Source organism: Vibrio sp. 1151_11 (assembly GCF_029478525.1).
Taxonomy (GTDB): domain Bacteria; phylum Pseudomonadota; class Gammaproteobacteria; order Enterobacterales; family Vibrionaceae; genus Vibrio; species Vibrio anguillarum.
Genome location: NZ_SHMN01000008.1, coordinates 105,477 through 128,364, shown reverse-complemented (window position 1 = coordinate 128,364; position 22,888 = coordinate 105,477). Strand labels below are relative to the sequence as shown.

The window sequence follows — 22,888 nt, the reverse complement described above, 5'->3', positions numbered from 1 at the left end:
CTCATTGAACATCGCAATCCTAACAAATCAGCGCCAAGACAGAAACCGTTAATCATCCAATGATCCAAGAGCTATGCCCAAACAACTTGAAGTTGCAGATAGGCGACAAGTGAATTCATCCCCATGAGCCTAGATAAACGAGGTGATTGGGGTGAGCGAATATAGCCAACACCACGGTAGCTTCAAATGAGAAGAGCATAAAAGTAAACAGGGAGCACTGGGCTCCCTGTTTTGAATAGAAATACGGTGATTAAAGTTCGTTGAACTCTGGGCAATACTCAATTAAACCCGCTCGCCCGCTCAATTCGCCGTCGACTAATGCAACGATCTGAAACGCGCCAACTGGAACATCCCAACGACAACGAAAATCAGATTTCGCCGCCTCTTTAAAGCCAAAGCGTTGATAATAATCCGGGTCACCCAAAACCACACAAGCTGGATAATCGAACTCAGCCAAACAGATTAACCCCTCTTTTACTAACGAGGCGGCGACACCTTGATTTCGCCACTCTTTTTTCACGGCCAACGGTGCAAGCCCTTGCCAATTTAAGTCTTCACCATTGAGTAAGACTGGGCTAAACATCACATGACCAACAACTTCGCCGTCATCATCACAGGCCACTAAAGAGAGCGTCAAATGGCTGTTTTCCCTTAATGTCATGACCAAATTAGCTTCAGCATCTGTCTCAAAGGCTGATTTTAATAAGCGGTCAATCGCTAAGATATCCGCTGGCGCTTCAGTTCGAATAAGCATTCATTACCTCATTTTGTGTCACTGGCGATTGTACGCCCTTATGCACAAAATCTGCTAGCTGATTTATTAACATCTGGAACGGTTTTGGTAAAAGCTCTAGGTCAACACTGTCCATCAGGTTCTTCACCTCTAACCCCAGTTCGGTATCCCCTTCAATGGAGAGTCGACGTTGAAAGAACAGCGTATCAGGATCTTCTTTTCGACCAGCAATCAACACCATATCATTTAGGTTACCGCTAAAGCTGACATCTTCCACTTCCGTCTTATCAGACACAACAAGTTGTTCCGCTTGATAGCTGATATACCAATTCAAATTCAAATCGCGAATTGAAACCTTTAACCATTTCCCATCAAGAAATTCAAAGTCACCTTCTTGCAAAGCCTCATGAAATATAGTTTTCAACCCTTCTAGCAAGGCTTTTTTTTGTACAACTTGCGGTAAGAAGTGGACTGGGGATCGCAAAATTGAAGCGGCGTTTTGAACTAGTTGAGTACGAATCTTGTGAATCACGAGCGTTATCCGTTACTTTGTAATGCAATAGTACCTAATCATAATGGATGTGGGGGTGCAAATTCCTGTGATGCATCAAAAAACGTACATTGTTTGAGAACCTTTTCTAGCTTAGTAATCAAAGTTATAGTTAATGTGTTACTTACGTTGTAACATCCTCATGAATATAAGTGCTCTGGAGAGTGGTAGTAGCTTGATGCCTTCGCAACATTTACAACATTGGTTTGCAAAAATCACGTCGAACAGTCCGTTCTTTTTTGCCATCTTGAACGACCAACATAACTATGTGATGGTCAATGAACGTTATTGTGATATTGCAGGGCTGAGCACAACCGAATTGGTTGGAATGAATGACTCACAAATTCTGGGTGAGCATTTCTACCGCCATCTCAAACCTTATTATGAACGGGCATTTCAAGGAGAAACGCTTGAGACCGAACTGACTCTTCACGAGATCGATTTAGAAACGAGTTTGCATTTCTCTTTATCACCTATCATGGGTGATAAAAAAGTCGAAAATATTGTGTTTCACGCCATCGATACCTCCGAAAAACAGATCCTCATTCGCTCATTAGAAGAGTCGGAAAATAAGTTTTCAACCTTGACTAGCTTGCTTCCCGATGGATTATTGCTGGTCGATGACGACTGCATTATCTCTGCTAACCCCGCATCGGCTCGTTTACTCGGTTTTGAAAATACCTCAGAGCTTCTTGGTGAAGAGCTATCGCGCTTGTTTGTCGATGAAAAAAGTAAAACCGTATTCAGCTCTCCACTTAGTTTATTACTCGCAGGGGCACCATTGGTCTGCCTCACTGGGCCAAAGTGTGGCTTTGAACGTAAAGTTCAACTGCACGCTGGAGCCACTGTCGTGCTGGGCAACAGCTCACAACTGATTTTGATTCAAGATGCAGAAGATGCACCTAAGCAGTTGTCTTCGACTATGCATGCCGATATCCACATTGACTCGCTGACTAACTTGTATAACCGTTTTGGTTTCACTAAACGTTTAGAGCAGTTCATTCAAAATGAAACACCCCTTGTGATGCTCTATTTAGACATTGATAACTTCAAAAACATCAATGACTCTTTAGGCCATCATATTGGCGATAAAGTCATTAAAGAGGTCTCAGCACGGCTGAAACGTTTACTACCGCAACAAGCGATTGTGGGCCACCTTGGCGGCGATGAATTTGGACTAATACTGCCTGATCCTGAAAATAGTCGCGCCGCTGAAATGTTGGCTGAACGCATCATTTCTTTGATTAACCAACCGTTTGATCTGCACCATTTCAGTAAACGCTTAGCCTGCTCCATAGGTAGTGTCGCCTACCCTGGTGACGGTAGCGATGCACGCGTATTGTTGCAAAACGCCGATACGGCGATGTATGAAGCCAAAGATCGTGGTAGAAACCGTCTGATTAAGTTCAACGATCAAATGAACAAGGAAGCGCGCATGCGCTTATGGCTTGAAATTGAACTGCAAAAAGCGCTGCAACAAAATGGCCTTGAAGTGTGGTATCAACCGAAAGTAAATGCTCGCGACTTCAGCATCAATGGTGCGGAAGCTTTGGTGCGCTGGAAACACCCTGTGGAAGGGTATATCAACCCGGGCGCTTTTATCCCTGTCGCGGAAAAAGCTGGGCTGATTGAACATTTAGGCCGAGTGGTGATGCGTGATGTCTTCTCGACCGTAAAACGCTGGAAGCTGCAAGGTATTTTACCAGGTCGCGTGGCGATCAATTTATCGCCCGAACAGTTTTGTAACCCGAAGTTGATTGATTATATGGAAAAACTGCTTCGCACCACGGAGCTTGATCCAAACTGCATCACATTTGAACTGACCGAAAGTGCCGTCATGAGCGACAGCGAACACACCTTGCAAATGTTGAACGCGATCAAAAAACTGGGCTTTTCTCTGTCCATTGACGACTTTGGTACGGGGTATTCCTCGCTCTCTTACCTCGCTCGCTTCCCGATTGATGAACTTAAAATTGACCGCGCTTTTATAACGGATATCGATACGCTCCCTAAACAAATCACCGTCATTGAAAACATCATCAATTTAGGAAAATCACTCAACTTAACGGTCGTTGCCGAAGGTGTGGAAACTCAACAACAAGCCACACTGCTCTCTAATCTCAACTGTAACTCAATTCAAGGCTTCCATTTTTATCGGCCACAACCGAGGCAGGAAGTAGAAGAGTTATTCGTTCAAAATCGTCGTCATCGTTCTACTCCCAAATAAGTAAATCTCGTTTATTCGCCCCAAACCTGCCTTACATCAAATTTGCTATTCATAATGCTTCATAAAATACCACTACTTTCCCTTAGATATCGTACGGATCAATGGAACTTTTATGTCCTGCAGGTAACCTGCCTGCTCTAAAAACAGCGATCGATTGTGGTGCAGATGCGGTTTATATCGGCTTCAAAGATGATACCAATGCTCGCCACTTTGCTGGCCTTAATTTCGCAGGTAAGAAGTTAGATAAAGCGGTGCAATATGTTCATGATCACCATAAAAAAATTCATGTCGCGTTAAATACCTTCGCCCACCCTAATGGCTTCGAGCGTTGGACTCACGCCGTCGATAATGCCGCCAGTTTAGGCGTAGATGCGTTGATCATCGCCGATATCGCGGTATTGGATTATGCCGCTAACCGATATCCAGATCTGGAACTGCATCTTTCTGTACAAGCCTCCGCCACCAACGTCGCCGCTATCGAGTTTTATAAGCAGAATTTCAATATTAAGCGAGTGGTGTTACCGCGAGTGCTATCAATCCATCAAGTCAAACAGCTCTCACGTAATATGATGAGTGACGTCGAGCTTGAAGTATTTGCCTTTGGCAGCTTATGTATTATGTCTGAAGGGCGCTGTTATCTCTCTTCCTATATGACGGGAGAATCACCCAATACTGTCGGAGCCTGTTCGCCCGCGAAGTACGTCCGCTGGCAAGAAACGGACTCAGGTTTGGAATCTCGCTTAAACGAAATTTTGATTGATAAATACGCAGCCGGAGAAAATGCAGGCTACCCAACCTTGTGCAAAGGTCGTTTTGAAGCGCAGATCGATGGGCAACCTAAACGCTACCACGCACTGGAAGAACCAACCAGTTTAAATACGTTATCACTATTACCAGAACTGTTTGCAGCCAACGTTGCTTCCGTCAAAATTGAAGGTCGCCAACGTAGCCCTGCATATGTGGAGCAAGTGACTAAAACCTGGCGAGCGGCGATTGATCGCTACCAAGCAAATCCACAAGCCTACCAAGTAGAAACGGCTTGGAATACCGCCTTAGCCAACGTTTCTGAAGGCACGCAAACGACACTCGGCGCGTACCATCGCCAATGGCAATAAGAGAATGGAGAAGAGAATGAAATATGCGCTGGGTCCTTTACTCTATTTCTGGCCCAAACAAGAGGTAGAAAGTTTTTATCAACAGGCAATCAATAGCCCTGCTGATGTGATCTATTTGGGTGAATCGGTCTGCTCCAAGCGACGTGAGATAAAACCACAACACTGGTTTGAGATCGCCAAAGCGCTTTCACAAGCGGGTAAACAGGTTGTGATCTCAACCATGGCGCTACTGGAAGCGCCGAGCGAAATCAATGTGATGAAAAAGTATATTGAGAATGGCGATTTTGCGATTGAAGCAAATGACGTTTCGGCGATTCAACTCGCCAGTGAAAAACGCCTTCCTTTTGTGGTTGGGCCCGCCGTGAATGCTTACAACGCGCGCACACTGCAACTGTTCCTAAAGCAAGGGATGATCCGTTGGTGCATGCCTGTTGAACTCTCCCGTGATTGGCTAATCAATGTATTGCAACAATGTGATGAGCTTGGTATCAAAAACCAGTTTGAAGTAGAAGTTTTTAGCCACGGATACCTGCCACTGGCTTACTCCGCACGCTGCTTTACCGCACGGGCTGAAAATCGCGCGAAGGATGAATGTGAGACTTGCTGTATCAAGTATCCAACCGGAATTCAGGTTCACAGCCAAGAAGGCCAAGCGGTATTTAACCTCAACGGTATCCAAACCCAGTCGGGCTATTGCTATAACCTTGCTAATGATTTACCAAGTATGGCGGGATTAGTCGATGTCGTTCGTTTAAGCCCACTAGGCCTTGAGACATTCGAACATCTGTCGCAGTTCAAGGCCAATGAAAAAGGAGAGCATCCCTCCCCTTTAACCAATCACCAATGTAACGGCTATTGGCATCAATTACCGGGCCTAGCGATTCAACAAAGCTGAGCGTAGCCTCCCCCTAGAGACAAGGGGGAGGCTCTTGTTAAGCGAACACGGTTTGCTTTGCGTTATCACAAGGTAGTGCACGCAAATCTCGCCACAACATCAAACCCACCACCAAACTTAACGCAATATTGGAAATGGGGAAGGCAATCCACACACCAGTCACACCATATAACTTAGGTAACAAATACAAGAACGGTAGTTGGATCGCCATATTACCAATGGTGACAAACATCGCCTTACTGCCGCGATTGGTCGCTTGATAAAAGGCGGCGGCGACAACTAAAAATCCATCCAAAAACAGCGCGAACATATGCAGTTTTAAGCCCAGTACAGCGCTTGCCATCAATTGCGGGTCAGTTGAATTGAAGACCGCAACAACCTGAGTGGAAAACAAGTTCAGCAGCACCACAAAACCCAGCCCGCCAAGCACAGCAATGCTCATTGCAATTTTGAGCAGTTTTCTAATATGAAGATAGTTTTTGGCACCATAATTGAAGCTAACTAACGGCTGCATACCATTCGCGATGCCCTCTGCCGTTAAGTAATAAACCGTGACGATATAGCCTAATATCGCGTATGCCCCAACAAGTACTGCGCTGCCATAGTGAGCAAATAGACTGTTGTGCACCGCCACCATCATCGAACCGTAGGCATACATAAAAAAGCTTGAAGTACCAATCGCAACAATCTTAGGTAACAACGACCATTGCACCCTCATCACCGAGAGTGACAGCTGCAACTTGGCTCGCGTCGAAAAGAAATAGCCTATGCCCAATACAGTCACACTTAATTGTGCGAGTGCCGTTGCTATGGCGGCACCAGTAAGTTCCCAATGTAAAACGGCAATAAACAGATAATCAAAGAGAATATTGATTATCGCACCACTCACCATCAGCAATGTGGCTAAATTAGGGCTGTCGTCGTTTCGTAACAAGAAAGGCATCGCAATAGAGCCAAGCGTAAAGACACAAGCGATCACTAATACCTGCAAATATTGCAAGCCAAGTTCGTAGACTCGTCCTTCAACGCCTTGCCACGCAATGAAATCGTCCGCAAGAAACCATAGAATTGTCGCCACCACGGGAGCTAGCATCACAAGCAACAATAGGCCAGTAGCAAGCACTTGCTTGGCTGCCGCCATGTTCCCTTCACCTTGCTTGATCGAAGCCAGAGCACCAGTTCCTACGCCCACCAACATGCCAAGCCCTAAAATAAAGCCAATAATAGGCCACGCAACGTTAATGCCCGCCAATCCCTCAGCACCAACATAATGACCAATAAAAATACCATCCACCACTTGATACAAGCCATTGACTAACATAGCTGCCACGGTCGGAATGGTATAGCGCCAAAATTGGCGGTAAATTGAATTTTTCATAACAGACACCATAGTTAGCAAAGCTAACTATATAAGTAAATTAAAGTAATACTTTGGATAACAACATATTAAAACACAGTGCTTCTTCTTCCGAGAGATGCTTAGTCACTTGCTCTGCGACAACAGCGTACACTTTCGCTTCATCCGCTAAATGCTCACGCGCAGTATCGGTGAGAGAAACTCGGTAAGAACGCGCATCATCTTGGCATTGTGCCGTCTGAACTAACCCTTTATTTTTAAGCCTTTTAACCATATTTGATACCGATGGTTTACTCACTTCCATCTCATTAGCTAAATCAGTTAAGCGCAGTGGCAAAGAAGAGCTTTGAATCACTTTAAGGTAATCATATTCATTAAAGCTCAATTGTGAAATGGGATCAGCTTTGCTATACCGACGCCAGATTTTGGCACTAAAACGCTCTAATTTTTCTAAGTTAGCTTCTAGTTTCACTGTTTTTCAAATCAAAATGGTTATCAAGGCTAACTATTTTATGGATCTTTAGATCGTTAAGCAACAAAAAAGCCGCTGAAAAAGTCAGCGGCTTTAAGGGAAAGGATATAGCAAGGTATTTATTGCTGAGACTCTGGCTGTTCTGCTTTCGCCTTAGCTAAATAGTCGGCTCTTACTTGCTGGAAAATTTTCCCCAATTCAAGATAAGCGTATCGATGCTCAACATATTCGTAGACGTTAAATGACAACGCAAGCTTGTACAAGGCGATCGCGTGCGCGTAATTTCCCTCTTGTTGGTAACGCTTAGCGAGATAAAAATAGACTTCAGTTAAACGCTGTGCTTGTATCGCATTACCGCTGCCTTCTTCTAAGATCATCTTAAAAGCTTGCTCTTCCGATATCTCTTTAAGCGTTAACGCAACCAAGAGCCATCCCCATTGATCATCTCGAACTTGATAGCGATTGAAGAGATCCACACGTGCCTGCAAAGGCTCGCTTTCACTTTGAATAATATATAGCCACAATGCACGGAAGGGATCGCTAGGATCATGTTGATAATGTGCGCGAATCTCTTCTAACGCAAGTTCTGTACGGTCGCCGTAATAAAGTGCGATGGCTCTGTTACGCTCAGCGTAAAAATTGTCAGGTTCAAGTTCTAATGTCGAATCAAATGCCTCATAAGCGGCATCAAACTCTGCAACTTGCGTGTAATACACGCCTAATAAATTAAAGATATCAGGCTGCGCCGGGTTAAGCGCGAGCGACTGCTCAAAATCTAAACGTGCTAAAGTGCGTAGCCCAACACTGTCGTAGTTGTTACCACGCTCATAAAACATTTTGGCCCGCACATCATCAGGCAGATCAGTACGTTGTAACAGTTGCGTCAAACGCGCTATCTGAACTTGTTGCTGTAATGAAGACTGCAATGGCACTGCCATCGGAGGGTATACCCATTGACTTTGATTGTCATTTTGAGTTGACGCGCAGCCCGACATTATCAGTATCAAAGCACTCAATGCGGCCGTTGGAAACCATTTCACAAATAAAACTCCTGTGTACCCCAAAGCCCAAGATAAGTGGGTGTATCGCATTAATCTAGGCATGAAAAAGGGAGCGAATAACGCTCCCTTTATATCATGCTTTATGTTGAAAAGGCGACTAAAGCGCCGTGCTTCTCAAGCTTAAAGTGGCCTTATTCAGCCGTTGGTGCTGCAACAACTTCTTCAGCTGGTTTCTCTACCGCTTCTTTCATGCTTAGACGAACACGGCCTTGGCGGTCGATTTCAAGTACTTTAACTTGAACTTCTTGGCCTTCTTTCAAGTAATCAGAGACTTTCTCGATGCGTTGATCCGCGATTTGAGAAATGTGTACCAGACCATCTTTACCAGGAAGAATGTTAACGAACGCGCCAAAATCAGCCAGACGAGCGACCTTACCAGTATAGATAGCGCCGACTTCAACTTCAGCCGTGATCTCTTCAATGCGACGAATCGCTTCTTTAGCTTGAGCGCTATCGGTTGCCGCAATCTTGATTGTACCGTCATCTTCGATTTCGATGGTTGTGCCCGTCTCTTCAGTTAGAGCACGGATCACAGCACCACCTTTACCGATCACGTCTTTGATTTTCTCAGAGCTGATCTTCATGGTGTAAATGCGTGGTGCAAATTCAGAAATCTCAGCACGAGCACCAGAGATCGCTTGATCCATCACAGAAAGGATATGCTTACGTGCACCTTGTGCTTGGTTTAGCGCAATTTGCATGATCTCTTTGGTGATACCTTCGATCTTAATGTCCATTTGCAGTGCAGTGATACCTTGGTTAGTACCCGCTACTTTAAAGTCCATGTCACCTAGGTGATCTTCATCACCAAGAATGTCAGAAAGAACAACGAAATCATCGCCTTCTTTAACAAGACCCATTGCAATACCTGCAACTGAAGACTTGATTGGTACACCTGCATCCATCAGAGCAAGAGAAGTACCACATACCGAAGCCATTGAAGATGAACCGTTAGATTCTGTGATTTCTGATACGACACGAACTGTGTATGGGAACTCTTCCACTGAAGGCATAACGGCAGCGATACCACGCTTAGCCAATTTACCGTGGCCGATTTCACGACGCTTAGGAGAGCCTACAAAACCAGTTTCTCCAACACAGTATGGAGGGAAGTTATAGTGTAGTAGGAAGTTATCTTTACGCTCACCTGTTAGCTCATCGATGATTTGAGCATCACGCTGAGTACCAAGAGTAGCGGTTACGATTGCCTGAGTTTCACCACGAGTAAATAGTGCAGAACCGTGAGTACGAGGAAGAATACCAGTGCGTACGTCTAGCGCACGAACCATGTCTTTTTCACGACCGTCAATACGTGGGTTGCCAGCAATAATGCTACGACGTACAACCGTCTTCTCTAGATCGTGGAAGATAGTGTGGATTTCTTTCGCATTTGCTTCAGGATCTTCAGCAAGAATCACTTGGTTTACTTCAGCAGCAATTTCATGAATACGGTCGTAACGAGCCATTTTTTCAGTGATTTTGTAAGCTTCAACAAGCTTAGCTTCTGCTAGTTCAGCGATCTTGCTGTTAAGTACTGTGTTCTCTTGAGGAGCAACCCAATCCCAAGCTGGAGTGGCAACTTCAGCAGCAAATTCATTGATCGCTTTAATCACAGCTTGTTGTTGGTCGTGGCCGTAAACAACCGCTGCTAGCATTTCTTCTTCAGTTAGGTTATCCGCTTCTGACTCAACCATCAGTACCGCGTTGTCTGTACCTGCAACCACAAGATCAAGACGAGATACAGCAAGCTCGGTCATGCTTGGGTTAAGCACTAATTGACCATCAATGTGACCCACGCGCGCCGCGCCAATAGGACCATTGAATGGAATACCAGAGATAGCAAGTGCCGCTGAAGTACCAATCATAGTCACGATATCAGGTTGAACGTCTGGGTTTACAGACATCACTGTCGCGATGACTTGAACTTCATTTTTAAATGCATTAGGGAAAAGAGGACGAATTGGGCGGTCAATCAGACGCGCAGTCAAAGTTTCGCCTTCTGATGGACGACCTTCACGCTTGAAGAAGCCACCTGGAATTTTACCCGCTGCGTAAGTACGCTCTTGGTAGTTAACGGTAAGCGGGAAGAAGTCTTGGCCTTCTACTGCTTCTTTTTTACCAACAACAGACACGAATACCGCGGTATCGTTCATAGTAACCATAACGGCCGATGTAGCTTGGCGTGCGATAACGCCGGTTTCTAGAGTGACGGTATGATTACCGTATTGGAATGATTTCACTACTGGTTTATCAAACATTGTTTATCCTTGCTCTAGAGTTGCCTCTAGATTGAATGAAATAACACTCAAGACATTACGAATCGCGACTAGTAAAAATAGGCTCTATATCACGGGGAAACAAAGCGTTGGGCTTGCCGCTCCCACTGGTATCTGAACGCTACTTTTAATAGCCGCGACCTGCTGGCCGACTTCGGTGACTGTAATGCTATGAGTATGAAGCGTTAAAGTACATACAACACACTTTAACGGCGGGTAGTATAGCGACTTAGGAGAGATTGTGCCAAATTTAGATAACAAAAAAGGGGCTAAAAGCCCCTTTTCTGAACAAACTGATCTTAGCGACGTAGCTCAAGACGTTTGATTAGGTCTTGGTAACGACCTAAATCTTTACCTTTTAGGTAGTCTAGAAGCTTACGACGGCTTGAAACCATACGTAGTAGACCACGACGGCTGTGGTGATCGCCTTTGTGAGTTTTGAAGTGACCTTGTAGGTGGTTGATAGAAGCAGTTAGTAGTGCTACTTGTACTTCTGGTGAACCAGTGTCGCCTTCGCCACGTGCGTATTCAGCAACGATTGCCGCTTTAGTTTCTGCATTCAGAGACATAATGCTCTCCTAATAAGAGTAAGTTTAAAGGTGTAGCAGCCAATCTCTGATTCAGCCGCTACGCGAAGCCGGGATTATAGGGAAATCCCCAACGTTAAGCAATAGCTATTTAAAGCGACTCTTCGTCTCTAAAAACGACCAATCGCTTAGGCGCAACACGACCATCTTGGTCAATTTCACCCACACCGATAAAGAGTTTCTCTTCACCCATGGTCATGCGCACTGTGCCATCAAGTGGCACACCCAACACTTGCACTGGTTGGCCATGTTGTACCATGTCTGCCAACTCAGGAATAAGGTTAACTTCCGGCAAATCTTGCACCGCACTGTCCATTGGCATCAATAACGAGTCCAACACATTTTTCGGTGCGACATCATCACGCAGCGCCTGTTGCAGCAATGCATCAAGTTGCTCTAAAGTCACCATCTTCTCATATGGGTACTTCGCGACCGCAGTACGACGCAGCATGGTCACATGTGCGCCACAACCAAGCATTTCACCTAAGTCATCCACGATAGTGCGGATATACGTGCCTTTCGAACAGTGCACATCCATTTCAACTTCATCACCTTCGAAACGGATCAATTCAATATCATAGACAGTGATTTTTCGAGATTCGCGAGGAATATCAATGCCTTCACGAGCGTATTCATATAGAGGACGGCCTTGATACTTCAGTGCGGAAAACATTGACGGAATTTGGTCGGTTTCACCACGAAAACGCTCGATGCACTCTCGCAGGGTATTTAATTGCACATTGACTGGACGTGTTTCCACTACCTCTCCGTCTGAATCAGAGGTATTGGTTCGCTCACCCAGTTTTGCAATGACTCGATAACGCTTATCTGAATCAAGTAAAAACTGAGAGAATTTTGTCGCCTCACCAAGGCAAATAGGCAACATTCCTGTTGCCAAGGGATCGAGCGCGCCAGTGTGTCCGGCTTTTTCTGCAAAATAAATACGTTTTACTTTTTGTAAGGCATCATTCGAGGAGATACCCGTTGGCTTATCCAGTAAAATTACCCCGTTAATTGGGCGACCTTTACGACGACGAGCCATCTATTCATTCCCTTCTTCTGCAGACGCTTCATCTTCACGCCCTGCATCTTTCTGTCTGCGCTTATCATTGCTGACCACTTCAGTCACCAAGTTGGACATGCGCATACCTTCAACCAAAGTATTGTCATAAGTGAAGCGAATTTCTGGTGTCAAACGTAAGCGAATACGTTTGCCAAGCATCATGCGGATATGAACTTCATGCTCTTTTAACGCAGCTAAGCAGCTTTCTGGGGTCTGCTCACCAACGCATAGAAACGTCACAAACACTTTTGCATAAGCAAGGTCACGTGACACTTCGACTTCTGAAATAGTCACCATACCTAAGCGTGAGTCACGGACTTCACGTTGTATGATCATGGCGAGTTCTTTTTGCAGCTGTTGGGATACGCGCTGCGTGCGGCTAAATTCTTTTGACATATCTTTTCTCACATATAGAAAGAATGGGGGGATGGTTCAACCCAGCCCCCCATGGTGTATTCAACAACCGATTACTGTCTATTTCAATACAGCAACGTCAGTCAATTAATCCAGTGTACGTTTAATTTCCACTGTTTCGAAGACTTCGATTTGGTCACCAACGCGAACATCATTGTAGTTCTTAACGCCGATACCACATTCGTAGCCATTCTTCACTTCTTGCACGTCATCTTTAAAGCGACGTAGCGATTCAAGCTCACCTTCGTAGATAACCACGTTATCACGTAGAACACGGATAGGGCTATTACGTTTGATAACGCCTTCAGTCACCATACAACCAGCAACTGCACCTAGTTTAGGTGATTTAAATACTTCACGAACCTGAGCAAGACCAATGATCTCTTGCTTAAACTCTGGTGCTAGCATGCCGCTCATGGCCGCTTTTACTTCATCAATCAATTGATAAATGATTGAGTAGTAACGTAGGTCTAAGTTTTCAGATTCGATAGTACGACGAGCTGATGCATCAGCACGAACGTTAAAGCCAAGTACGATAGCGTTAGAAGCTGCTGCAAGTACTGCGTCAGTTTCTGTGATACCACCCACACCAGAACCCACGATGTTCACTTTCACTTCATCAGTTGAAAGGTTACGCAGTGAATCAGCAATGGCTTCAACCGAACCTTGAACGTCTGCTTTTAGTACCACGTTCAGTTCAGCCACTTCGCCCGCTGTCATGTTAGAGAACATGTTTTCAAGCTTAGATTTCTGCTGACGTGCAAGCTTCACATCACGGAATTTACCTTGACGATAATTTGCCACTTCACGTGCTTTACGCTCATCACGAACTACTGTTGCTTCATCACCGGCAGCTGGAACACCAGACAAACCTAGAATTTCAACAGGAATTGATGGGCCCGCTTCCGTAACTTCGTTACCAGTTTCGTCGCGCATCGCACGAACACGGCCATATTCTTGACCACACAGTACGATGTCGCCTTTGCGTAGTGTTCCTGATTGAACAAGAACGGTTGCTACAGGGCCACGGCCTTTATCAAGACGAGATTCAACCACCACACCAGACGCCATACCATCTTTAACAGCATGAAGCTCAAGAACTTCCGCTTGAAGTAGGATAGCTTCTAGTAGGCCATCAATATTAGTTCCCTGTTTCGCAGAGATGTGAACAAACATGTTCTCACCGCCCCACTCTTCAGGAATAATGTTGTGTTGAGCAAGCTCATTTTTCACGCCATCTGGGTTCGCGCCATCTTTATCGATTTTGTTCACTGCAACGATAAGTGGCACATTCGCCGCTTTCGCATGTTGAATCGCTTCAACCGTTTGTGGCATCACGCCATCATCTGCTGCAACAACCAATACAACGATATCTGTCGCTTGAGCACCACGAGCACGCATTGAAGTAAACGCAGCGTGTCCAGGAGTATCAAGGAAGGTGATCATACCGTTTGGTGTTTCAACGTGGTAAGCACCAATGTGCTGAGTAATACCACCGGCCTCGCCTGATGCAACGTGTGTGCGACGGATGTAATCAAGTGTTGATGTCTTACCGTGGTCAACGTGACCCATGATGGTCACAACTGGCGCACGAGGTACTGCTTCAAACTTGTTATCACGGTCAGAAAGGATCGCTTCTTCCAGTTCATTCTCTTTGCGGATGAGAACTTTATGACCCATTTCTTCAGCGACTAATTGCGCGGTTTCTTGGTCGATCACTTGGTTGATGGTTGCCATTGCGCCCATCTTCATCATCACTTTGATAACTTCAGTTGCTTTCACTGACATTTTGTTTGCCAGTTCCGAAAGAACAATCGTTTCACCGATCACAACATCTTGCTTAGCGACAACCGCTGTTTTATCAAAACCATGTTGCATCGATGCAGGTTTAGCCATACGACCTTTACGAGCTTTGCCTCGGCGCGTACCGCGCTCTTGCTTATCATCCTGAGATGAGATTTTGCTCTTATTAGCTTTCGTAGATTTACGGCTAGCACCTTCTTCACGGCGATCTGCTTCATCTTCGGCTTCACGTGCATACGTTGAAGTCGTAACATGGTAATCTGTATTTTCTTCCATACTACCCTTTTTCTCTTCTTCAGCAGACCAACGCTCTTTATTCTTCTCAGCCAATTCACGTGCTATTTCTAGCTGGCGCTGACTTTCCTCTTCAGCTTTACGTAATGCTTCGGCTTCTTGACGACGTTTAAGCTCTTCGGCTTCTTTTCGCGCTGCTTCTTGCTTCATTTTATTTTCAGCAGAAAGTTCTGGTTTCACTGCAGAACGTTTTGCTTTCTCATCCGCGTTAGCTGTTGCATTCGTTTGTGCTTCAACCTTCGCTTTCTCTTGTGCCTCACGCTTCGCTTTTTCTTCGGCTTCACGCTTTGCTTTTTCTTCGGCTTCGCGCTCTGCTTTTGCTTGTGCTTCACGCGCTGCTAATTCTTGTGCTTCACGTTGCGCGGCTTCTTCCGCTTCACGTGTTGCTTCATCGTCTACTGCACTGCGCTTAACGTAGGTACGTTTTTTACGCACTTCAACTTGAACATTCTTACTTTTGCCGCCGCCGGCATTGACGCTCAATGTGCTGCGTGTTTTTCGCTGCAACGTCAAACGAGTCGGCTCTGAGTCACCAGTGGTATCACCGTGCTCTTTTCTAAGATGTGACAGTAGCTTATGCTTTTCATCATCAGAAACGTTATCAGAACTCGTTTTGTTCATGCCTGCATCAGCAAGTTGTTCTAACAAGCGGTCAACTGGCGTACCAATTTCTTCACTCAGTGCTTTAACTGTAAGTTGTGTCATGCCGCTCTCTCCCCTTGCTGAGAATTATTCTTCTTCGCTAAACCAACAAATATTGCGCGCTGCCATGATCAATTGACCTGCACGCTCTTCTGTTAGACCTTCAATATTTTCGAGGTCATCAATACCTTGGTCAGCAAGATCTTCTAATGTGACTATGCCTTTCGCTGCGAGTTTAAAGGCCATTTCACGCTCTAAACCTTCTAGTGCGAGCAGATCTTCTGCTGGCTCTAGCCCTTCAAAAGACTCTTCTTGTGCTAGCGCAATCGTGGTCAACGCATTCTTCGCGCGAGTACGCAATGCTTCGATGATATCTTCATCTAGGCCGTCAACTTCAAGTAGCTCAGCAACTGGCACATAAGCCACTTCTTCAAGCGTTGAGAAGCCTTCTTCAACCAATAACTCAGCGAAGTCTTGCTCGATATCGAGGTACTTCATAAAGTTTTCAATAGAAGCCATCGATTCTTCTTGATGTTTTTTCTGTAGATCAGCAACCGTCATAACATTCAATTCCCAACCAGTCAGTTGAGAAGCGAGACGTACGTTTTGACCATTACGACCGATTGCTTGCGCTAGGTTATCCGCTTCAACAGCAATATCAATTGAGTGCGTATCTTCATCCATGATGATCGATGCAACATCTGCTGGTGCCATTGCATTGATAACAAATTGAGCTGGGTTATCATCCCAAAGAACGATATCAATGCGCTCACCGCCGAGCTCACTCGATACGGCTTGAACACGTGCTCCACGCATACCGACACACGCGCCCACAGGGTCAATGCGTTTGTCATTGGTTTTGACTGCAATTTTCGCACGCGAACCCGGATCACGAGCCGCGGCTTTCAATTCAATCAGCTCTTCACCGATTTCTGGCACTTCTACACGGAATAGCTCAGCGAGCATTTCTGGTTTTGAACGAGTAATGAAGAGTTGGAATCCGCGCGCTTCAGGGCGTACAGCATATAGCAGACCACGAACTCGGTCACCTGGACGAAAGTTTTCACGCGGTAGCTGGTCATCACGTAAAATAACCGCTTCAGCGTTATTACCTAAATCCAAAATAACCGAATCACGGTTTACTTTCTTAACAACGCCAGTAACCAACTCACCTTCGTTATCAATAAACTGTTCGACGATTTGCGCACGTTCAGCTTCACGCACTTTTTGTACGATAACTTGTTTTGCTGTTTGTGTTGTAATACGGTCAAAGGTCACTGATTCAATTTGATCTTCAATATATTGACCAAGTTCAGCTGTTTCGTCGTCGTATTTAGCTGCATCGTATGAAATTTCTTTTGTTGGATGTTCAACATTTTCAACGATTAACCAACGGCGAAAAGTTTCAAACTCACCCGTTTTACGGTCGATAGCAACACGTACATCGACTTCAATTTCATGTTTCTTCTTTGTTGATGTGGCAAGCGCAGTTTCAAGCGCCTCAAAAATACGCTCACGAGGTACGGCCTTCTCGTTCGAAACCGCCTCAACTACCGCTAAAATTTCTTTACTCATTTAATCTAGCCTCTTAAGCTCTTTTCTCTAGGAGAACTAAAATTTAGGGATCAGGTTAGCTTTAGAAATATTGCTTAGCGCAAATAGTTCTTCTTTCCCATCAACGCTAATTGCAACGGTTTCGCCATCAATAGAATGGATAATTCCTTTCCATTTGCGGCGGTTGCCGACACCCATTTTCAAAACGATGCTGACTTCGTGACCAATAAACTGTTCATAATGCGCTGCTTTAAAAAGTGGTCTCTCTAAACCTGGTGAAGAAACTTCTAGGTTGTAAGCCACAGAAATTGGATCTTCAACATCGAGCACAGCACTCACTTGATGGCTCACTTCTGCGCAATCATCAACGTTAATACCGTTTTCATGATCAATATAGATGCGTAATGTTGAGTGCTCTCCGGCACGAATAAATTCTAATCCAACTAACTCATAACCTGATGCCGCTACTGGAGCGTCAAGCATTTCAGTAAGTTGTCTTTCTAAACCAGTCATTTAAACCACTCCAGAAACAAAAAAAGGGCACAGAGCCCAATTTAAATTCCAAGCAACTATCTGAAAATCTCATACTTGAGAAACTCAGATAACAAAAAACCCCGATTAGTCGGGGTTTTTTGTTGCTGGACCCTGATGATTGAGAATCTAAATTCTCAATTGCAGTGAGGTTGACACTGCACAAACTTGCATCCAAAACCCAAAAAGAATTGGTTGCGGGGGCCGGATTTGAACCGACGACCTTCGGGTTATGAGCCCGACGAGCTACCAAGCTGCTCCACCCCGCGTCCGACTTGCGAGCATTATACGCTCTATCAAGTGATTTACAAGTTTGTAAATAATGGTGCCGAGAGAGGGACTCGAACCCTCACACCTAAGGCGCTAGCACCTCATGCTAGTGTGTCTACCAATTTCACCATCTCGGCAATTATTTGTACTTATCTAAGATAAGTTATTGCGGGATTTCGTCACCAGATTTTACTGGAACGTCACTCGCTGTATCCGTAGTTTGCTCAATCACTTGACCTTTAGTTGGGTCAATCCATTGTGATTCAGTTTTATGCGTAGACAAATTGCCCAATGCCAAACTAAGAATGAAGAATACGGTTGCAAAAATTGCAGTCATTCGGGTTAGGAAATTTCCTGAGCCACTAGCACCAAACACAGTGTTTGACGCGCCAGCACCGAAAGAGGCTCCCATATCTGCGCCTTTACCTTGTTGAATTAACACTAGGCCAATGATACCAAGCGCTGCCAACAGGTAAATCACAAGTAGAACTGTAAACATTACTTCCACCTATGTTCCAAATAGTTGAGCCAGCGCCGTTCTTATCAACTGACTTGAACAAGGCTAGCGACCTCCTCAACGAAGGCGGACGCAATACTAACGAATGCATCCCATGCTGACAAGGAGTATTTTATAAAAAAATGGAGTTTATGCTTCAAGCGGTTAAAAAAAGGGCAACAACACCCTATGTGTATAGCTAACCATAAGATTTCAAGCCGAATTACGGTCATGAAATCCTAGGTTAACTCATATTATTTGCCTGGTTAGCAATTATCTTTAACCGCTTGAGCTATCTTTAATGCTGAATTTTTTACTAGCTCAGCATCTTCCCCTTCCACCATCACGCGCAATAAAGGTTCAGTACCTGATTTACGCAAGAGCACTCGACCTTGGCTACCAAGTTCCGCTTCTACGGCAGCTACAGCTGCTTTTACCGCTTCGGCTTCTAATGGGTTGGAATCACCACTAAAACGTACGTTTTCTAAAACCTGCGGGTAAAGCGTCATGCCTTTAGCCAGTTCATTGAGCGACATTTCACTGCCCACAACGGAAGCAAGAACTTGCAACGCCGCAACAATCGCATCACCCGTAGTCACTTTGTCTAGCAGTATGATGTGCCCTGAATTTTCTGCGCCAATTTTCCAACCTTTTGCCAGCAATTTTTCCATCACATAACGGTCACCAACCGCCGCTCGCACAAAAGGGATACCTAACTGCTTTAAGCCGTTTTCCATACCAAGGTTTGTCATTAGTGTTCCAACAACACCACCTTTTAATTCTCCACGTCTCAGGGCATCACGGGCGATGATATAGGCAATTTGATCTCCATCTACTTTATTGCCAAGCTCATCAACCATAATTAAGCGATCGCCATCACCATCAAATGCCAGTCCTAAATCTGCTTTTTCTGCCACAACGCGCTGTTGCAACGCACGGACATCCGTTGCTCCAACTTCGTCATTAATATTCAGACCATCTGGCTCAACCCCCATTGCTATCACTTCAGCGCCAAGTTCCTTAAAGACATTAGGCGCGATGTGATAGGTGGCACCATGAGCACAGTCAACGACGATTTTCAGCTTTGATAAATTCCATTGCGATGGAAAGGTACTTTTACAAAACTCGATATACCGCCCTGCAGCGTCGACCATACGTGAAGCCTTACCAAGTTCGGCAGACTCGACACACTCAATCGGTTTATCCAATTCAGCTTCGATCTCCAATTCAATTTCATCAGGTAATTTAGTCCCTTCGGATGAGAAGAATTTGATGCCGTTATCGTAATAAGGGTTATGCGACGCTGAGATAACGATCCCCGCTTCTGCACGAAAGGTTTGAGTCAGGTAAGCAACAGCTGGTGTCGGCATAGGTCCGGTAAAAATCGCCTTTAATCCTGCAGCGGCTAAGCCCGCTTCTAGAGCCGACTCAAGCATATAACCTGAAATACGCGTATCTTTACCAATAATGACTTTTTTCGTGCCTTGTTTTGCCAATACACGTCCAGCCGCCCAGCCAAGTTTTAATACGAAATCGGGAGTGATAGGATACTGTCCAACTTTACCGCGGACACCATCTGTACCAAAGTAACGTCTTTTGTCAGACATGATTTTTCCTTAATTATTATTGTTAACTATTTTGAATAATGGTTTGTACTATTTTCATTGCTTCAATGGTTTCGTTCACATCATGGACACGAATAATCTGTGCACCTTTCATTGCAGCTACAGCCGCGCAGGTAACGCTCGCCACCATACATTCAGCTGGTTTTTTATTGAGTAGTTTAAAAATCATTGACTTACGGGACATCCCAGCCAATATCGGCAAACCTAGCTGATGAAATGCGTCTAGATGTGCAAGCAGATAATAATTATGCTCAATGGTTTTGCCAAATCCAAAACCGGGGTCGAGGATAATATTTGCACGCGCGATCCCCGCGCGCTCGCACGCTGCGACTCGATCTTCTAGAAAGAGCTTAACATCCGCTAACACATCTTGATAATGTGGGCTGGTTTGCATCGTTCGTGGCTGGCCTTGCATATGCATGATACAGACAGGCACTTGTGCTTTAGCCGCAACCTCTAATGCCCCCGGCTCTTGCAGTGCACGAACATCATTAATCAAGTCAGCACCAGCCTCAACCGCCTGACGCATCACTTCAGCTTTACTAGTGTCAATTGAAATCCAGACGTCATATTTTGCACGAATAGCTTTAATAATAGGAATAACACGAGATAATTCGTCATCGAGAGTCACTTCTGGAGCTCCCGGCCGAGTTGACTCCCCTCCAATATCAATAATGCTGACACCTGCGGCAATCATTTTATCGGCATGCTCTAGTGCCAAATCTAGCGAGTTAAATTTTCCACCATCGGAAAATGAATCCGGTGTCATGTTCAAGATACCCATGACATGAGGACGATCGAGGATAAGTGTCTTTGTTGGGGTTTGAATCTTCATTTTGCTCTAAAACACAAAAACCCCGAGAAAGCTCGGGGTTTAATTTGAATATTAACGATTACTCAGCATCTTTCTTTTCTGAGGACTCAGTGGCTACTTCGTCTTCTACTGCTGGCTCTACTTTTGGCTCTTGAGCTTTTTCCGCTTCCGCTTTTTCTGCTTGAGCTTTGGCTTGATCAGCCCAACCTGCAGGTTCGCGAATCTCGGTTTTACGCTCCATTAAGTCATCAATTTGGCCTGCATCAATCGTTTCGTATTTCATCAACGCATCTTTCATTGCATGCATAATATCCATATTTTCTTCAAGGATTTTACGCGCACGATCATAGTTGCGGTCAATAATTTTACGAACTTCGTCATCAATCAACTTAGCAGTATCTTCAGACACATGCTTAGTTTGAGTCACGCTGCGCCCTAAGAAGACTTCACCTTCATCTTCTGCATACAACAATGGGCCAAGTTTTTCCGAAAAGCCCCATTGCGTAACCATTTTACGAGCAATGGCTGTCGCGCGTTCGATATCGTTTGATGCACCAGTTGAAACGTTTTCTGGGCCGTAAATTAACTCTTCCGCTAAACGACCGCCATACAAGCTTGAAATCATAGACTCAAGATGCAGCTTCGACATGCTAACTCTGTCTTGTTCAGGCAAGTACATCGTTACACCTAAAGCTCGACCACGTGGAATAATCGATACTTTATAAACAGGGTCATGTTCAGGCACCAAACGACCAACAATGGCGTGTCCTGCTTCATGATAAGCTGTTGATGCTTTAGTTTCTTCAGACATCACCATCGAACGACGTTCAGCACCCATCATGATTTTGTCTTTTGCTAACTCAAACTCAACCATTGAAACATTGCGTTTGTTACCGCGAGCAGAGAATAACGCGGCCTCGTTCACTAAGTTCGCCAAATCGGCACCAGAGAAACCCGGTGTTCCGCGAGCAATCAATGAAGGTTCAACATCACCAGCTAAAGGTACTTTACGCATATGAACTTTCAAGATCTGTTCACGACCGCGAACATCAGGTAAACCGACCACCACTTGACGGTCAAAACGCCCCGGACGCAGCAATGCTGGGTCTAAAACGTCTGGACGGTTAGTTGCCGCAATGACGATAACGCCTTCATTGCCTTCAAAACCATCCATTTCAACCAACATTTGGTTTAAAGTCTGCTCACGCTCATCGTGACCGCCGCCGACACCAGCACCACGTTGACGACCTACCGCATCAATCTCATCAATAAAGATGATACAAGGTGAAGCCTTTTTCGCTTGCTCGAACATGTCACGTACACGAGATGCACCGACACCGACAAACATTTCAACGAAATCAGAACCAGATATAGTGAAGAACGGTACTTTCGCCTCACCAGCAATTGCTTTTGCCAGTAATGTTTTACCTGTACCAGGAGGACCAACCATCAAAACACCCGTTGGAATTTTCCCACCCAGTTTTTGGAAGCGACTCGGATCACGCAAGTAATCCACAAGCTCTTTCACATCTTCTTTCGCTTCGTCACAACCAGCCACATCACCGAACGTGGTTTTGATTTGCTCTTCACTCATCATTCGAGCTTTGCTCTTACCAAATGACATGGCACCTTTGCCACCGCCACCTTGCATTTGACGCATGAAGAATATCCAAACACCGATCAGTAGGATCATGGGGAACCAAGAGATAAAAATGGTCCCGAGCAAACTTTGCTCTTCTGGTGGTGTACCTTGTACTTTAACGTTTTGATTAATCAAATCATCAAGCAGTTTTTGATCGTACACGGGCATGTAAGTTACATAGCGAGTACCACCGCCTCTACGAGTAAAGGAAATTTCACTATTGTTAAATTGAGCTTCTTGAATCTGGCCTTGGCCAACTTCCTGTACGAACGTGGTGTAATCCACTGCTTTGCCGTTACTATCACCAGGGCCAAAGCTCTGGAATACCGACATTAAAACGACAGCTATAACTAGCCACAGAATTAAATTTTTTGCCATATCACTCAAGGTGTAAGCCTCGCGATAACTAATTGTAATTAAAGGTAGGGTACTACAGTTTGTAACCTGTAGCCATATGTTAACTTATG

General features: G+C 45.0%; 19 protein-coding genes and 2 tRNA genes. 3 read left to right on the top strand and 18 right to left on the bottom strand.

The annotated features are described in order from the left end of the window. Window positions 1-250 precede the first annotated feature (250 nt). Together EXZ60_RS08420 and EXZ60_RS08415 are read right to left on the bottom strand one after the other, a co-directional pair. On the bottom strand, window positions 251-754 hold the full coding sequence (locus EXZ60_RS08420; protein WP_194574675.1) for an N-acetyltransferase: 504 nt from the start codon (window positions 752-754) through the stop codon (window positions 251-253). Then, window positions 738-1,265 carry an SCP2 domain-containing protein gene (locus EXZ60_RS08415; protein ID WP_010318913.1) on the bottom strand — a complete coding sequence of 176 codons (528 nt, stop codon included), beginning with the start codon at window positions 1,263-1,265 and terminating at the stop codon, window positions 738-740. The genes EXZ60_RS08420 and EXZ60_RS08415 overlap by 17 nt, the downstream gene beginning before the upstream one ends. A 196-nt stretch (window positions 1,266-1,461) precedes the next feature. On the opposite strand from EXZ60_RS08415, the gene EXZ60_RS08410 reads away from it, so the two are divergent. From EXZ60_RS08410 to EXZ60_RS08400, 3 genes are all read left to right on the top strand, one after another. Further along, the gene (locus EXZ60_RS08410) at window positions 1,462-3,510 is read left to right on the top strand and encodes a bifunctional diguanylate cyclase/phosphodiesterase (RefSeq protein WP_026027438.1); all 2,049 of its coding nucleotides are present in this window, start codon (window positions 1,462-1,464) and stop codon (window positions 3,508-3,510) included. A 101-nt stretch (window positions 3,511-3,611) separates the two neighbouring features. Continuing rightward, window positions 3,612-4,625, top strand: coding sequence for a peptidase U32 family protein (locus tag EXZ60_RS08405; RefSeq protein ID WP_010318915.1), 1,014 nt, complete (start codon window positions 3,612-3,614; stop codon window positions 4,623-4,625). Between the two features lie 16 nt (window positions 4,626-4,641). Beyond that, window positions 4,642-5,520: a U32 family peptidase gene (locus EXZ60_RS08400; RefSeq protein WP_026028086.1), complete on the top strand. Its 879-nt coding sequence runs from the start codon at window positions 4,642-4,644 to the stop codon at window positions 5,518-5,520. 37 nt (window positions 5,521-5,557) lie between these two features. Here EXZ60_RS08400 and EXZ60_RS08395 read toward each other — a convergent pair whose 3' ends face one another. The 16 genes from EXZ60_RS08395 to ftsH all read right to left on the bottom strand — a co-directional run bounded on the left by EXZ60_RS08395 (window position 5,558) and on the right by ftsH (window position 22,808). Then, a complete protein-coding gene (locus EXZ60_RS08395; RefSeq protein ID WP_026029105.1) occupies window positions 5,558-6,898 on the bottom strand; it encodes an MATE family efflux transporter in 1,341 nt (446 codons plus the stop codon). A gap of 40 nt (window positions 6,899-6,938) precedes the next feature. Beyond that, window positions 6,939-7,349, bottom strand: a complete 411-nt coding sequence (locus EXZ60_RS08390) for a MarR family transcriptional regulator (RefSeq protein WP_010318918.1) — start codon at window positions 7,347-7,349, stop codon at window positions 6,939-6,941. Window positions 7,350-7,468: 119 nt separating this feature from the next. Further along, the gene (gene nlpI / locus EXZ60_RS08385) at window positions 7,469-8,389 is read right to left on the bottom strand and encodes a lipoprotein NlpI (RefSeq protein WP_170901130.1); all 921 of its coding nucleotides are present in this window, start codon (window positions 8,387-8,389) and stop codon (window positions 7,469-7,471) included. A gap of 152 nt (window positions 8,390-8,541) precedes the next feature. Continuing rightward, window positions 8,542-10,668, bottom strand: coding sequence for a polyribonucleotide nucleotidyltransferase (pnp, locus tag EXZ60_RS08380; protein ID WP_017043251.1), 2,127 nt, complete (start codon window positions 10,666-10,668; stop codon window positions 8,542-8,544). Between the two features lie 317 nt (window positions 10,669-10,985). Next, a complete protein-coding gene (gene rpsO, locus EXZ60_RS08375; RefSeq protein WP_010318921.1) occupies window positions 10,986-11,255 on the bottom strand; it encodes a 30S ribosomal protein S15 in 270 nt (89 codons plus the stop codon). A 109-nt stretch (window positions 11,256-11,364) separates the two neighbouring features. Beyond that, window positions 11,365-12,315: a tRNA pseudouridine(55) synthase TruB gene (gene truB / locus EXZ60_RS08370; protein WP_013857615.1), complete on the bottom strand. Its 951-nt coding sequence runs from the start codon at window positions 12,313-12,315 to the stop codon at window positions 11,365-11,367. After that, the gene (gene rbfA / locus EXZ60_RS08365) at window positions 12,316-12,732 is read right to left on the bottom strand and encodes a 30S ribosome-binding factor RbfA (RefSeq protein ID WP_026028089.1); all 417 of its coding nucleotides are present in this window, start codon (window positions 12,730-12,732) and stop codon (window positions 12,316-12,318) included. A 105-nt stretch (window positions 12,733-12,837) separates the two neighbouring features. Continuing rightward, complete coding sequence (infB, locus tag EXZ60_RS08360; protein ID WP_017043248.1) at window positions 12,838-15,552, bottom strand: translation initiation factor IF-2; 2,715 nt, start codon at window positions 15,550-15,552, stop codon at window positions 12,838-12,840. Between the two features lie 24 nt (window positions 15,553-15,576). Continuing rightward, window positions 15,577-17,064 carry a transcription termination factor NusA gene (nusA, locus tag EXZ60_RS08355; RefSeq protein WP_013857618.1) on the bottom strand — a complete coding sequence of 496 codons (1,488 nt, stop codon included), beginning with the start codon at window positions 17,062-17,064 and terminating at the stop codon, window positions 15,577-15,579. Between the two features lie 36 nt (window positions 17,065-17,100). Continuing rightward, window positions 17,101-17,556, bottom strand: a complete 456-nt coding sequence (rimP, locus tag EXZ60_RS08350) for a ribosome maturation factor RimP (RefSeq protein WP_013857619.1) — start codon at window positions 17,554-17,556, stop codon at window positions 17,101-17,103. Window positions 17,557-17,766: 210 nt separating this feature from the next. Beyond that, window positions 17,767-17,843 (bottom strand) — tRNA-Met (locus EXZ60_RS08345). A 54-nt stretch (window positions 17,844-17,897) separates the two neighbouring features. After that, window positions 17,898-17,981: transfer RNA gene (locus EXZ60_RS08340), tRNA-Leu, on the bottom strand. 26 nt (window positions 17,982-18,007) lie between these two features. Further along, window positions 18,008-18,343 carry a preprotein translocase subunit SecG gene (gene secG, locus EXZ60_RS08335; protein ID WP_010318534.1) on the bottom strand — a complete coding sequence of 112 codons (336 nt, stop codon included), beginning with the start codon at window positions 18,341-18,343 and terminating at the stop codon, window positions 18,008-18,010. Window positions 18,344-18,606: 263 nt separating this feature from the next. Further along, window positions 18,607-19,947: a phosphoglucosamine mutase gene (gene glmM / locus EXZ60_RS08330; RefSeq protein ID WP_017045391.1), complete on the bottom strand. Its 1,341-nt coding sequence runs from the start codon at window positions 19,945-19,947 to the stop codon at window positions 18,607-18,609. Window positions 19,948-19,969: 22 nt separating this feature from the next. Further along, window positions 19,970-20,800 (bottom strand): dihydropteroate synthase, encoded by an 831-nt coding sequence (gene folP, locus EXZ60_RS08325; protein ID WP_277435546.1) that lies wholly within the window; start codon window positions 20,798-20,800, stop codon window positions 19,970-19,972. Window positions 20,801-20,858: 58 nt separating this feature from the next. Continuing rightward, the gene (gene ftsH / locus EXZ60_RS08320) at window positions 20,859-22,808 is read right to left on the bottom strand and encodes an ATP-dependent zinc metalloprotease FtsH (protein ID WP_194566435.1); all 1,950 of its coding nucleotides are present in this window, start codon (window positions 22,806-22,808) and stop codon (window positions 20,859-20,861) included. Window positions 22,809-22,888 lie beyond the last annotated feature (80 nt).